We start from the raw sequence: 15,246 nt of genomic DNA on the forward strand, positions 1-15,246 counted from the left end.
CTCCTTCCCGAAGGGAGTATTCACCCCTCTTGTTGTCCATTTGATATTGTTCTTCTAACGAAAATTATAGAGCCCCGCAAGGAAGAATGTCGTTACAGAAGAGTTACAGATTGGTATCAATCTGGAATCAATAAATAGACCATTTGATTATCCCTAAACTCACTAAAATTGGTTACAAATTTAATACACACAAAAGGGCTCAATCTCATAATCAGTGATTGATTATTTTGTAACGGGCCCGTTTCGAGCCTAAGCCGATTTTTATCGCCGATAGGTGATTCTACACAGCGATTCAGGCGTTCAATAAGAAATAACAGAAAACCTCCATTTAATTCTCTCAATTTTGAGCTGAGCAGTTCATTTAGCAGAACCCCGTAAACTTGAGTAGATTCACCTAAACCCCTATAACAGGAGCTTTTCCCTTTAGTCTTGCTGAGCGGACTGTGGAACCGCTATTCAGATCGAAACACGACTCCAAACTAGTTCAAACGGACACAGGTTCCGCTATTAACTAAAATAAAGCTGATTTCAGATGATTTGCTGGAGAATAGCGTCTTCTCTGTCCTTTAATCCACCTACATGCAACGATTGGGCTGAAATAAGAGCTCTCCTGTCCGCTCACGCTCAGCATCTGATTACCTTCGTCGTCAACCACAAGTTTTGGCGTAGTGCCAAGTTTAATACACAAAAAAGAACATGATTCATAGTCCCGTCAGACATGAATCATGTTCTTCTTGAATCATTTTGCAATCCCCGTGCCACCCTGGTTCATTCATCCGCAGAAAAAATACCTTTGTTCTGAAACTCACAAACCATGCTTGCTTATATGCTTCAGCATTACAGGACCGACCAGCCCTGATGCTACCGGTAACGAATTGTTCGAAAGCAGCAGGTTAGGCCCCCTTCATCCAGACAATAACCAACATCACGCCACCATCTATCGCCAGTCATTGGATCCCTCGTCTCTCTTTACGATTCAAGGTATTCTCAGCACGATCATCAGCTCGGTTAACTCGCTCATTCTTGCGGTAATCTAACGGTGTTGAGCTAGTAAACTCCGAGAATAACCGGGAAAAATAACGGGAATTAGGAATACCCACCTGCTCAGCAATTTCATAAACCTTCAAATCAGATCCCCGAAGCAGCTCCTTGGCTTGATTCAAGCGGACCTCCTGAACATAATCGTGGAAGCTCTTCCCTGTCTCCATGCGAAATAGAGCAGCAAACCAGCTTGGACTTAAATTCACTCGCTTAGCAGTTTCGGTCAAATCAATATGCGCAAAATCAACCGCTATCCACCTAGTAGCCTCCTTGATTTCCTTGCGCATGCTGCCTGAGGCATTAGGCTGCCGTTTCATTAATACCGATGCTAAGCCGCGCATTTCTCGAATGAGAATCGATGCATGAAGCGTAGAGTCAACTGTCTGCTTGAAACGGGCAAGCAGCTTGTTCATTCCTGCTTCCTCCTGATGCTCCCACTCAAAAGACTCCAATTGGCTGAGTATCGCCAGTGCCATCTGTCTAACTTGACTAGGAGCAGGATAGAACACTGTCCCGATTAAGTCAGACCATGCCTGGATCTGTGCTGCTAACTCCTCACCATCCTTGCACCCAACTGTGCTAGTGATAGCTGCGAGGATGATCCGGAACCGTTCAGGTGGAAAAGCAGCAAACTCAATTCTCTCCTCTTTTCGTATCATTTCTCCTGGATCAGCATAAAAACCAGCGTCACATAACGCCAATCCTTGCTGATAAGCGCCGGGCAGATCACTCAATCTGCGATAAACCCCGCTAGCTCCAATCGCATAATCTTCCATACCTCCATTGTTTCTAAGCCAGTCGCCTATACGACTACATGTCGAGTTGTACCAGCTATAAAAAGAAGTATCCCCTTCACGGGCTATGGAATAGCAATAAAAACACCAAATGTCCGGTGTGACCCTTATCAGTATATAGCTGCGCTGGTTCTCGGATCTTCCCGCGTCAGCCAACTCCTCCATCCATTCCTCCTGCATACGCCGCGCCGTCCGGATCAGGGTAATCGCATAGATATCATGCGCGAAGCCTGCTTGCTTCAAGTTCATAAGGACCTGCTCGGAAGGGGACAGCAATAGCTCCTGAAGCAGAACCCGTACAAGCAGTTCGTTCTCCATATGCTCCTTCCGTATGGAAGCAGCTGTTCGCTGCAGCACACCAACAAACTCTTCCTCACTGAGCATGACCTTCGTCAAATAATCACCCGCTCCGAACCTCAGTGCACGCTGCACCTTTCCAAAATCCTCATAACAGGTCAAGAGTACCACCTTGGGAGGTGATGGCTGCTGCTGAATCTGCTGCAGCAGCTCAAGCCCGTCCATCACTGGCATACCGATATCCGTTATGACAATATCCGGCTTTAGACGTTCTACGTATTGAAGCGCCTGAACTCCATTCTCAGCTTCACCTACAATTTCGAAGCCATGTGCAGCAAGTCCGAAGCTGCGAATACGCCGAAGTGCAAGCGGCTCATCATCGACCAGCAGTAATTTGACGGTTTGGCTCACTGCGTCCATCCTCCGTTTCAATAACCCTCAATTTAACGGTAACTATCGTGCCCGATTGCGGATCGCTTTCGATACCAAGTCCGTAACCAACTCCATAATATAACTGAACGCGTTCATGCACATTGCGAAAACCGATGTGATTGCCATCGTTTATCGTTTCGGTATCAATACCCGCAGCAGCTTGGAGAAGACCATCGAGTTTGTCCTTGCTCATCCCGACACCATTATCAGCTACAATAATCTCCAGTTCCTTGCCGCTTGGCCTAACCGTAACCGTCAGCTTCCCCTTCCTGCCCGTAAGCGGACGCAAGCCATGAAATACCGCATTCTCGACAATCGGCTGCAGCACCAGCTTCAGAACAGGGATGCTTCCAAGTTTCTCATCCATATCCTCCACGTTAAATTCAAAACTGTCCTCATAACGCACAGATTGAATATACAAGTAGTCCTTCACATAGGTCAGCTCCTCATCCAGCCGCCTCAAGACATTCGTACGATCCAGTCCATATTTGAGGAGTCGGATGAGAACGGTCATCACACGATGAATTTCCTCTTTGCCCTTGAAATCGACCATAATATCAATGGTGTTCAGCGTGTTATACAGAAAATGGGGGTTGATTTGCGCCAGCAGCATTTGAAAATCAGCCTGCCGCTTCTGCTCCTCCGTCTGCTTCAGCGTCTCGATGAGCTCTTGAATCGTACGCATCATACGGTTGAATTCCCTTGCCATTTCTCCGAATTCATCCTGCCTGACTACCTCAAACGTGTGATCCAGATGGCCTGTGGCAATATGCCGAATCCCTTTTGTTAATGAGGTAATCGGTTTTGTGAACCACCAGGACACGCCGATATATAAGAAAATAAGTCCTGCTGAGCCCAGAAGCAGAATCATGATGGCAAATTGAACAATGGGGCGGTACTTGTTCTCAAGCGTCTTTACATCCCCAACAATGACAACCTTCCAGAAGGGTGCCTGCTTCATATCCGAAATCACATAATATTCATCGTTTCGTTCAAAGTTTGCTTTCGCCGCTGAAAGCGTTTGCGTGTTTCGTTCGGCATATTCTAGCGTTTCATAACTGTTGCGAGCTACGATGGTTATGGAATAAATCAGCCTATCCTTTTGATCATACAGCAGCGTACGGGTATCATAGTTCCCGGCAAAAGCTGCGCTTCGCTGAACAATGCTCGTCACATCGGTGACGAATGCAAGCACCCCTTCCTGCTTGCCCTCCTCGTCAATCACTTGCTTCGTTACAATACTGACTAGACTGTTGAGGCCGGTCGAACCCATCGTGGAGGTGAAGGGCTCCGACCAGACAACACCCATATTAGAGTTCTTTGTCTGGGCCCTAATGACATTCATCTCCTTCTGGGCAAAGCTGTCCCAGAAGTACTCCGGATAACCAACGATCAGCCCATCATTACGAAGATAGACGACACCGCGCACCAATTCTGGCCTTGTCTGTGCGGCAGCTTCCATGGAGCGAACCCAATCGGCAGGCACTTTCTCCCCATATAAGATTTCATCCTCAATTCCCAGCACATTAAGCACCAAATCATTCATCTGGCTTTCCATCAATCTTACAGACTGCACCACCATACCATTCAATGCGCCATCCTGCGTCTGACGCAAAAATGACGTCGTATTAGACTGCGCAAGCAGAATGATCGCCGCCTCCAGAATTAAGCTTGGCATAATCAACCAAATAAGCAGCTTGGTCCTCGCACCGATTCGTCCACCTCGCATGACCTCACTCCTTGTTCCAAACTGAACATCATGTACAACAAGTATACCCGCCACTACCTTATGGTCAAGGCAATGGCAGGTAACTTGTGTAAATAACAATTATGCGCAGTCCGGAAACTTAAGGTTAAGGCTTTCCTACCCCAAGCTGCTCGGCGGCTTGTTCAATTAATTTCTCTCCGCCAGCTTTCTTCCATTCCTCGACATATTTATCCCAATCATCGAAGCTTCGTTTGCCCAGTACAAAGGATATCTCATTTTTCTGTACGAAATCTTTGAGCCGATTAACCGTTGGCCCATCCGGATTGAGCAGCATATCGTAGTTGGTTACACGCGGATAAGCGCGAACCTGGTCTTGGTACTTGTCTCCCGGCTCATTATATGGGAACTCATCGGAATATTTGTGACGCTCCCAGATAAGGGTATATCCGACTGACTGCCAATCCATCATTCCTTTAAGCTCGGGCTTCATTTCATTCTGCAGTTTGCTCATATCGGAGTCATAGAAATAAGTGCCGTCATCATTCTTCGTAACTTTCGTGTAATCTGGCCAAATTTCCGGTCCGCCTCCTTGGTTGCCGACCCAATAGTATTTATTCGGATATTGCACCGCATCGAGGAAATGGGCAATCCGTTTCATCTTACCAGGATCATCGCCAACCTTTTTGGAAATAATGGTAATTCCGCCCGGTGAGCCGCCTGGTCCTAGTTTGCCATCGGAATTCATAGCCGATGTGAGCGGAGGAACTGGCGCCCAGTTTTGCAGGGTATCCTTATTATTTTGCGAAGCGGAATACTGCTCCTGCAGCAGGTTCCATCCCGGATAATTAACCATGCCGATTTTATTCTGGAGCGAGTACGACTTGAACTGCTCCCATTGAATCGTATACCAGTCAGGAGCAAGCAGCTTGTTGTCATTGAGCTTCTTGATAAATTCCAGAAATGCCTTCTCTGTTCCATCCAGCATCGGATGGTTGATCTTGTTGTCCTTGACGTTCCAGCTGCGGTCACCGAACATATCGATCAGACCGTACATCATTCCCCAGCCTTGTCCTGCACCGGCAGCCCCCATGAACCAGGTATCTGCTTTGTTATTGCCATCTGGATCTTTTTCTGTAACGGCTTTGGCATAAGCGAACAGCTCATCCGCTGTTTTCGGCATTTCCATATCCAGCTTTTTCAGCCAGTCCTGACGAATGAAATTTCCCCATACGTCCGGGAAAGTCGGCAGACGAGGAATACCGATCATTTTCCCGTCATCGGTAGCCCACTTCTTATACTCCTCCGTCACATAATTCATCATTTGGGGCATATAAGGAAGAATTTGTGTCGCATCGAGCAGCTGATTCTGCTTGAACAGCGCTTGGGCTACCGATCTTTCACCCAGCAGCACCACGTCCGGAGCATCACCCGATGCGAAACGGACATTCGTTTTATTAACGAGATCTTCTTGAGCCAAATTTGTAAAATTAATTGTCACATTGAAGGTCTTCTCATAAAACTCCTTGATCATATCCTTAGTTGCAGGCTGATTGATGAACCCCTGCAGCATAATATCTATGGTGTATGCTTTGCTCATATCATCATAAGCATAGCTCTTGTCGTAATCGACCGCTTTGGGAACATCCGGGAATGCTTTGGGATATACCAGATCCTCCGGCTTTACCACGCCTGCATCAGAGACATCTGTCGAGCTATCTCCTCCGGTATTGGTAGTCGGTGTCTTCCCGCTGCCTTCATTCGATCCGCTTGACTTAGGACCATTATTCGAATTACTGCTGCATGCAGCGAGCAGCAGCGTCAGAACGAGCAGCAGTGAGACCATCGTGGCCGTTGTTTTTCTAAACATGCCATATCCCCTCTTCTTTCATTAATAATGATGTGCCATCTATGCTAAGAAGCCCGCGGTGCTTCACCAGCAACAATCCTGTGGATAAAGATAAATATCTATTAACCTTTGACTGCCCCCATATAAACACCTTTAACAAAATACTTCTGCAGAAATGGATACACCATCAGAATCGGCAGTGTACCAACGATAACCGTAGCCATTTTCATGGATTCCGGTGTAACCGCACTCCCGTTAACAACCAGTGATTGCATCGCATCACTAGAAGCCGCTGTCAGCATATTCTTGAGAATGAGCTGCATCGGGAAAAGCTTCGCATCATTCAAATACACCATCGCATCAAACCAACTGTTCCAGTGGAACACGACGTTGAACAATCCGATAGCAGCGAGTGCGGGTGCAGCCAGCGGAATGACGATGCGAAACAGCATTTGCATATCACCCGCTCCATCGATCTTGCCAGCCTCAATCAAGCCATCCGGCAAATTTTCGATAAAGATTTTAATAACAAGCAGCCCGAAGCTATCGACTAAATAAAGCAGCACCAGTGACCATAAGGAATTAATGAGGCCGAGCTGCTTGACTACCAAATAAGTTGGAATAAGCCCCGCATTAAATAGAATTGTCGAAACGACGAGGAATAGCATTATGGTTCTTCCAGGCAGCGTACGAACGGAGAGAACGTAGGCGCCAACGACTGTCATCAACAGCATAAGTCCAGTGCCCGCCGCACTGCGGAATACAGAAACGCCGAACGACTTCCATATGAGTGGTGAAGAAAGAATACGTTCATAGGCAGCAAAGGTTGGTTCATGCGGGATGATGACGAAATAGTTGCGCTGCATCATTTCTACTTGACCTGTTAAGGACATGCCTAGTACATATAGCAAAGGAAATACCGCCGTAACTACAATAAGAATCACGATGGTATGAATGGTGATTTGATACGTTCTCTCCGACTTGGATTTATTCATGAATCGTCCTCCTCAGGATATTTACACAGCTTCCAATATCTCTTCCATGCGGGCAGCATTCTGTCTGTTTGGCAAGCATCCGACTCACCATATGCCGCGGCCGGACAGTCTTTTGGCAAAATAATTACAAATTACGACGAGCGCAAGACCTATCACCGATTGGAATAACCCAACGGCTGTAGCCAAGCTGAACTGCAGCCTCGCCAAGCCTTCACGGTACACCCAGGTATCGATTATATCCGCTGTATCATAGACAGCATCATTGTAGAACAGCAGAATTTGCTCGCCTCCCGCATTCAGCAGGAACCCCAAATTAATACAAAGGACGAATGTCATGACAGGCATAATGCTTGGCAACGTAATATGCCGCATTCGCTTGAGCGGGCCAGCTCCATCAATAACAGCTGCTTCATACAGCTGAGCATCGACAGTGGATAAGGCTGCCAAGTAGATTATTGTGCTCCATCCAATCTCCTTCCATAGAGCCGAGCTAATTAATATAGGTCGGAACCAAGAGGAATCAAGCAGGAATTCATGGCGCTCAAAGCCGAGCGTCTGCAGCATATTATTAATAAACCCGTAACCAACAGAGAAGAAACCGAACACGACACCAAACACGATAACCCAAGAGAAGAAGTGGGGAATATAGATGAGTGTCTGGAGCCATTTCTTAAGTCGTTTGCTCATCATATCGTGGAACATGATAGCCAACAAAATCGGCGGTACGAATCCAATGATTAGACGCAGCAAACTAATCTCGATCGTATTGCGAATAACAGCAGGAATTTCTGGCGACAAGAAAATATCCTTGAAGTTCTGCATGCCGATCCATGGGCTTTCGAAGACGCCGCCCCCAAGCTGCAAATCCTTGAAGGCCACTATCCAAGCCAGCAGAATCGGCCAATATTTGAATACAACGAAATAAGCGAATACAGGAATAAATAGCAAGTAAAGCGTTCGATGTTGTTGAATGCGCTTCCATAGTGAGGCATTAACACCACTTCCCGAAAGTGTATTCCTTGGCAGACGCTTCGTATCTGATGCCATCGGGGTTCTTCCCTTCTTTAGTTCTATATCGGACATCTGTACGGCCTCCCTCATATGTGCTTCACATCATGATAGCGCTTTCTTTAATTATTCTACCATGCCCCTGTTACGTCAATGTTCATTGTGTGATTGAAAATGTATACGGTGCAACTTTCCCGCAATGGGAAGCTGAGCAGCCTTCAACAGGTAGAGAGTCAAAAAAAAGGCTGCCCGAATGATTCGGACAACCCTTTAACTACCTTTATGAAAAGTTAATATCCTTCGCCCTGCGCTCCACTAACAATCGCTACGCTTGAGCTTGCACCGACTCGTGTCGCTCCGGCAGCAATTAGGCTTCGCACGGTTGCTAAGTCACGCACACCACCGGAAGCTTTGACACCCATTTCTGGTCCAACCGTCTTCCGCATAAGAGCGATATCCGCTACGGTTGCACCGCCTGGTCCGAAGCCCGTTGAAGTCTTCACGTAATCAGCTCCTGCCAGCTTACAAAGCTCGCATGCTTTCACTTTTTCGTCATCGGTCAATAATCCAACTTCCAGTATTACCTTAACTAGGGCGCGACCTTTACAGGAATCAACAACCCCTCGGATATCCTTAACGACCTCTTCCAATCGGCCGGACTTCAGCGCACCTACGTTCAGTACCATATCGATTTCTGTTGCTCCAGCGGCAATTGCATCTCTAGCCTCGTTCATCTTAGCCAATGTACTTGTGGCGCCAAGCGGGAAACCAATAACAGTCGTAATCCCTACATCTGAACCCTTCAACAATTCAGCTGCATCCGGCACCCAATACGGATTCACACACACCGTTGCAAAATGATATTGCTTAGCTTCCCCACACAACCGTACGATATCTGTAAAAGTACTCTCAGGTTTCAACAAAGTATGATCGAAGTAGGAGGCTAACTCTGCCCCTCCGGTTGCTGCAGAACTCATGTTTAATTCCTTCTCTCTGTTTAGTTGCGTTCCAACAAATATTTGGCAGTGAATTGGTCCGTTATGAGTACATTCGTATACTTACCAAGAAGAGCCCCGTAGATTCCATCCACCTTCCGGATTCCTCCAGCTACGAGAATGGATCTCTCCTTCTTCTTCAATTCTTCGAGGTCGATCCCAATCGTCCGTTGATCTAATTCTTCTGAGCAGATGGCACCTTCTATATCGATGTAACGGGAGCAGATATCACCGGCACACTTGTCAAAGATGAGCGTCAATTCCTTCTCGGTAAAATAATTAGCTTTGATCAGCACGGAATCCTCCGTTGGTGCGCCTACCGTTACAATCGCGATATTGGACTGCTTCCCAAGCTCTAATATATTACGGATATGCCGATCTCTCTCAATCGTCTGCTTCACAATGGGGTTATCCACGATGGCAGGCAGATGGATAAAATATGGGACCGTATGGAAGGCTTTGCCGAACAGGTTAATGATCTCGTAAGCATAGGTATTCGTCTCTGAATGACTAACACCACCATTAAGCTGAACGACTTTCACCTCTCTTACATGCTTGTCTTGGAGGTTAAGGGCAATCTCGTATAAAGTCGTTCCCCAAGTGGCGGCAATGATGTCGCCATCCTTTACAATTTCGTCCAGATAACCTGCTGCTGCCTCGCCCAAATATTTCTTAACAACAGTATCCTCATAATGGGGTACCGATACGATCACCACAGTTTGCAGGCCGAATTTCTGTTTCAATTGTTTGGCTAGAAGCTCATTGTTCTCCTTGGGGTCGACGATTTTGATTTGAACGTAACCCTCTTCTTTGGCCTGCTGCAGGAACCTGCTTACCGTTGGCCTGGATACGCCTATTTCCCTGGCAATATCCTGCTGACTATAATCCAGCTGATAGTACATACGGGCGGCATCGATCATCTTCGCCCGTTTATCATCCGATCGTTCTTCAGGCACTCGCGATCAACTCTCTTCTCTCTTTGCCTCATCGTCTTCCCTAACTACCGCTTACCGGAATCAAAAACCTCTCCCGCTGCCTTCGGAGCTTGCGAGGTTTTGGAGAATAGAACCAGCGCGATTAATGTAACGACATAAGGGAATACCTTGAGAATGAAAGGCGGGAATACCGCAAGCGATGGAATAACCTGCGAGACATTCGCAATCGTACTGGCAAAGCCGAAGAACAAAGTAGCGGCAAGAATGCCAAGCGGCCGCCATTGACCGAAGATCAAGGCTGCAAGGGATAGAAATCCGAGTCCAGCTACCGTTCCCGTGAATTCACCTATGATAGTCACGAGCAGAATCGCTCCGCCTAGGCCTGCGAAGGCACCGGAAATCATAACACCGATATATCGGATCTTTCTTACATTGATACCCGCAGCTTCAGCTGCCTGTGGATATTCGCCACAGGATCTTAACCTTAAGCCAAAGGCTGTTTTCTTCAGGATAAAGGCACTAATACCCACAATGGCTAGGATCAGCCAAGTTGTCGGGTAGCTTTTCGTGAAGAGTAGATCCCCTATAATTGGAATTTTATGAAGTATAGGGACATCAAAAGGCTGAAAGCCTTTTAAAATTCGGATATTACCGCTCCCTGTAATATTCCGGGACAGAAATACCGTCAAGGCTCCCGCAATCATATTAATCGCAGTACCGCTAATAACTTGATTCGCGCTTAGATGAATGCTCGCGAAGGCATGCAGCAGGGAGAACAATATTCCCGCCACTATAGCTGCCAGGAGTCCTATCCAAATTGCTGCAATCTGATGCTGAGGCCAAGCCGCCTGGAGCTTAAAGATGGTAAAAGCCCCCATGAACGAACCGATGACCATAAGTCCTTCCAGACCGATATTAACAATACCGCTTCGTTCGCTGAACAATCCACCCAATGCCGTAATGAGCAGGGGAATGGTAAACATAATCGCATACGGGAAAATTTGTTCTATCGTTGTCCACATGGTTATCCCTTCTCCTTCCCGCTCACGGCGTCGGTCGTAGATGATGCACGGCGTTTGGCGATGAACCATCTAATTAAGCGATCCATCAAGACACTTGTTGCTGAGAAGTAAATAATGATCGCGATAATCGAATCCGCGATCTCCGGCGGAATCTCTGTCATCGCATTCATAAAGCCGCGACCCGAATACAGAAAGCCAAAGAACAAAGCTGATATGAGAACCCCAATCGGTGAATTGGCTCCGAGCAAGGCTACTGCGATACCATCATACCCCTGTGTAGGGAGAAGACCAATTTGGATATTGGAGCCATTCCCCGCGAACTGAGCAACACCGCCAAGACCAGCCAAGCCGCCTGAGATGAGCATCGACAGAATGATGCTGCGATTAACCGGAATCCCCGCATATTCAGCTGCATGACGGTTGAAGCCAACTGCCTTGAGTTCATAACCAAGTGATGTTCGGTTGATGATGAAAGCAATAACAATAACGACGATGACCGCAAGGAACAACCCCAGGTTGATATACGATCCGCCAAACATATCCGAGAGAAACGGCGCCTTCAAAGAAGCATAATCCTGCAATGGCCGCGATTCCGTCTCCACGTCCCCTTTAAAATAAGCGGGTACGGCATAGTAAATCGTCCAATAAGCGATCCAGTTCATCATAATCGTAGATACAACCTCATGCACATTGAATCTTGCTTTCAGAAGACCAGGAATAAACGCCCATAGCGCCCCACCCAGGAAACCTGCAAGGATCATAAGAATGAGCAGGAGCGGTCTAGAAGTATCGAGCGTCAGTCCGACAGCCGTCGCACAGAAACCGCCGAACAACATTTGTCCAGCCGCACCGATATTAAACAAGCCCGTACGGAATGCAAAGGCAACAGATAAGCCCGTAAAGATCAAAGGAGTTCCCGTCGCAAGCGTATTACCAATCCGCTCTGGATTCTTCAATCCGCCTTCAAGTAGAAACCGATAGCCCTCGATAGGCTGATGACCGGTAGCCAGCATAAGGATCGCTCCTGCAAGCAGACCGAATACGACAGCTAACAGCGATATGATGGTGTTTCTCATGCGCCTCCCCCTTTCTCGATGCCGGCCATCATCAGACCGATCTCATTCTCATTCGACTCTGCGGCTTTAACGACGCCAACAAGTTCCCCGTTATTCAGTACTGCTACACGATCAGATACGTTAAGGATTTCATCCAATTCCAAAGATATTAATAATACCGCTTTTCCTTTATCACGATGCTCAATGAGCCGTTTATGAATATATTCGATAGAGCCGACATCGAGGCCGCGGGTGGGCTGAACAGCAATAAGCAGGTCTGGATTCAATTCAATCTCACGGCCGATAATCGCTTTCTGCTGATTCCCCCCTGATAAAGATCTGCTCATAGAGAGCGGCCCTTTTCCTGAACGGACATCGAAGCTGGTCAGAATATCGCTTGCATATTTACGGATAGCCAGCTTGTTCAGAATACCTCGCTTGGAGAATGGCGGCTGATTATAGACTTCCAGAATCATATTCTCTTCAAGCGTATAATCGAGCACCATACCTCGTTTGTGACGATCCTCCGGAATATGGCCGACACCTTTACGAATCCGTTCTCGAATAGACTTATGAGCAATGTTATCCCCTTGAATGAGGATCCTGCCTGCTTGAATCTTCCGAAGCCCTGTAATCGCTTCCACAAGCTCCGTTTGACCATTCCCATCAACACCTGCGATACCTACGATCTCACCAGCACGTACCTCAAGTGAGAGCTGCTTGAGACCCAGCGAATTTTTATTATTATTAACGGAGAGTCCTTCAAGCTGCAAGACCACTTCACCAGGCACACTCGCATCTTTTTCTACCTTAAACGATACATTACGACCTACCATCATCTCGGCCATCTTCTGCTGGCTTGTCTCTGCGACGTCAACGGTCCCAATTGTTTTACCTCTGCGAATGACTGTGCATCTGTTAGCAACCGCTTTAATTTCTTTCAATTTATGCGTAATAAGAATGATGGACTTCCCTTCAGCGATGAGATTCTTCATAATCTTGCTCAGCTCATCGATCTCATGTGGGGTTAAGACGGCGGAAGGCTCGTCCAATATCAATACTTCTGCATCACGATATAGCATCTTTAGAATCTCTACCCGCTGCTGCATCCCAACGGAAATATCTTCGATCTTGGCATGCGGATCCACATTCAAGCCATATCGCTTCGACAACTCTTCAATTCTTCGTGCTGCTGCACCAATACTAAGAACAAGACCTTTAGTTGGCTCATTGCCTAGAATAATATTCTCTGTAACCGTAAAGTTGCTGACGAGCTTAAAATGCTGATGAACCATCCCGATCCCGAGTTTATTCGCAACATTTGGGTTCCCTATACGGACTTCCTTACCATCCACCTTGATGACACCGCGATCTGCTTGATACATACCAAAGAGAATACCCATGAGGGTAGACTTGCCTGCGCCATTCTCTCCAAGAAGAGCATGAATTTCGCCCTTTTTCAACTGAAGCGTAATATCATCATTAGCAACCACGCCGGGAAATTCTTTTCGAATGTTGATCATTTCCACTACAAATTCCATACGATACGGCTCCTTTAAACAAATTGATCGTAAGGGTACTAATCAAAAAGAGACGGTGCAGCCCGTCTCTTCACTATTTGTTGGTTCATGTTCTACTACTACGCTGCAAGGGTACTTTAAAAGAATGCGACTATTTAAGCAGTGTACCTTGTTCAGCAGCTACTTTGATCTCGTCGCTTTTCAATTTGGCAACAATTTCTTTTACTTTCGTAACTGTTTCATCGTTCAGGTTCGGGTTCTTGTCAGGGATACCTACACCATCGTTCTTCACGTCAAACGTCAACGTTTTACCACCTGGGAAAGTACCGTCTTTAAGAGCTTTCACCATATCAAATGAAGCTTGGTCGATTTTCTTCATTGCTGAAGTTAGAATGATAGACTTATCGTCCTTGTATATGCCATCTGCATATTGGTCAACGTCTACACCAACAATCCATACGTTTTTACCAGCAGTTGCACGAGTCTTCGCTTCATTAATTGCACCTACGCCTACGCCGCCTGCTGCTGTGAAGATAACGTTAACACCGCGATCATACATTTGTGCAGCCAATTGTCCACCTGCTGCTGAGTCATTAAAAGTGCCTTGGTATACATCATTTTCTTTCTTAAGGGAAATCTTAGTACCTAGATTGTCATTCGCATATTTAAGTCCTTGCTGGAAGCCCCAGTTATATTTTTGAACAGCTGGAATTTCCATACCGCCGATAAAACCAGCTTCAGCTTCCTTCAATTGAAGAGCTGTAGCAACACCAGCGATAAAGCCTGATTCATGCTCCGAGAAGAAGATCGATACGCTGTTTTCTTTTACATCCGGCTTTGCACCTTTCTCTGCAGAATGCGGCGTGCCGTCAATGATAACAAATTTGGCATCTTTGTATTTCGTTTGAGCAGCGAAGATCGCTGTCTCGAACTTGAATCCTGGAGCAAAGATAATTTTGTAGCCTGCATCGTAAAGGTTACCCATTTCTTTGAGGTAATCCGCTTCTGTTGTTCCAGCTGGTCTTAGATATTTGGTCTCTAAACCAAACTCCTTGCCTGCGCGAAGAACACCTTCCCATGTACCTTGGTTGAATGATTTGTCATCAATGGTTCCCGCGTCTGTAACCATACCAGCCTTGATGTCTGATTTCGCAGCTCCAGTATTCGTCGTACCTGTATTCGACTTGCTTCCACAGCCAACCACCAACGAAAAAGCCATCACACAAGTAGCTAACGTCAATAATCCCTTTTTCATAGTTTTCTGCTCCTCTTTAAAATGTTTTTTTGTTTCGTACAGCTCTTCGACAACCAACCCAATCCCTTAAATGATGAACATTTGTAAAAAGACCTTTTTATCATTTGTTTGATACCTATCAAATATACGAGTAAATATCGAATTTGTAAACAAGTTTCGTAGAAAGCTTACGACTTTAATCACGCTGATTGTTCATATATCTGACCTCAATTATTGAGCCCCCTCTCTTCCCCCTCTTCAGCTAACATGAATATGACTCAAATGGAAAAATATTAATTTAAATCCCTACATAAGTATGCCTAGGTTTTACTATTTACTTGCATCGAAGCATAAAAAAAGCACA

11 protein-coding genes are annotated in these 15,246 nt (G+C 46.4%); all 11 read right to left on the bottom strand.

Annotated elements, in window-relative coordinates:
• Positions 1 to 947: 947 nt before the first annotated feature.
• Positions 948 to 2,543, bottom strand: a complete 1,596-nt coding sequence (locus tag EKN16_RS17695; RefSeq protein ID WP_164522853.1) for a response regulator — start codon at positions 2,541 to 2,543, stop codon at positions 948 to 950.
• Positions 2,509 to 4,293: a sensor histidine kinase gene (locus EKN16_RS17700; RefSeq protein WP_125660023.1), complete on the bottom strand. Its 1,785-nt coding sequence runs from the start codon at positions 4,291 to 4,293 to the stop codon at positions 2,509 to 2,511. Before EKN16_RS17700 ends, EKN16_RS17695 begins: the two co-directional genes overlap by 35 nt.
• A gap of 124 nt (positions 4,294 to 4,417) precedes the next feature.
• Entirely contained in the window at positions 4,418 to 6,139 is a 1,722-nt protein-coding gene (locus tag EKN16_RS17705) for an extracellular solute-binding protein (RefSeq protein ID WP_125660026.1), read from the bottom strand.
• Between the two features lie 101 nt (positions 6,140 to 6,240).
• Positions 6,241 to 7,113, bottom strand: coding sequence for a carbohydrate ABC transporter permease (locus EKN16_RS17710; protein WP_125660030.1), 873 nt, complete (start codon positions 7,111 to 7,113; stop codon positions 6,241 to 6,243).
• An 84-nt stretch (positions 7,114 to 7,197) separates the two neighbouring features.
• Entirely contained in the window at positions 7,198 to 8,196 is a 999-nt protein-coding gene (locus EKN16_RS17715) for an ABC transporter permease (protein WP_164522854.1), read from the bottom strand.
• 215 nt (positions 8,197 to 8,411) lie between these two features.
• Positions 8,412 to 9,098 carry a deoxyribose-phosphate aldolase gene (gene deoC, locus EKN16_RS17720; protein ID WP_125660036.1) on the bottom strand — a complete coding sequence of 229 codons (687 nt, stop codon included), beginning with the start codon at positions 9,096 to 9,098 and terminating at the stop codon, positions 8,412 to 8,414.
• A gap of 20 nt (positions 9,099 to 9,118) precedes the next feature.
• On the bottom strand, positions 9,119 to 10,072 hold the full coding sequence (locus tag EKN16_RS17725; RefSeq protein WP_269462710.1) for a DNA-binding transcriptional repressor DeoR: 954 nt from the start codon (positions 10,070 to 10,072) through the stop codon (positions 9,119 to 9,121).
• A gap of 44 nt (positions 10,073 to 10,116) precedes the next feature.
• Positions 10,117 to 11,073: an ABC transporter permease gene (locus EKN16_RS17730; RefSeq protein WP_125666389.1), complete on the bottom strand. Its 957-nt coding sequence runs from the start codon at positions 11,071 to 11,073 to the stop codon at positions 10,117 to 10,119.
• Between the two features lie 2 nt (positions 11,074 to 11,075).
• The gene (locus EKN16_RS17735) at positions 11,076 to 12,149 is read right to left on the bottom strand and encodes an ABC transporter permease (RefSeq protein WP_125660039.1); all 1,074 of its coding nucleotides are present in this window, start codon (positions 12,147 to 12,149) and stop codon (positions 11,076 to 11,078) included.
• Positions 12,146 to 13,669, bottom strand: a complete 1,524-nt coding sequence (locus tag EKN16_RS17740; protein WP_125660042.1) for an ABC transporter ATP-binding protein — start codon at positions 13,667 to 13,669, stop codon at positions 12,146 to 12,148. The genes EKN16_RS17735 and EKN16_RS17740 overlap by 4 nt, the downstream gene beginning before the upstream one ends.
• Before the next feature lie 130 nt (positions 13,670 to 13,799).
• A complete protein-coding gene (locus EKN16_RS17745) occupies positions 13,800 to 14,903 on the bottom strand; it encodes a BMP family lipoprotein (protein WP_125660045.1) in 1,104 nt (367 codons plus the stop codon).
• Positions 14,904 to 15,246: the final 343 nt, after the last annotated feature.

The organism is Paenibacillus baekrokdamisoli (assembly GCF_003945345.1).
Taxonomy (GTDB): Bacteria; Bacillota; Bacilli; order Paenibacillales; family Paenibacillaceae; genus Paenibacillus_Z; species Paenibacillus_Z baekrokdamisoli.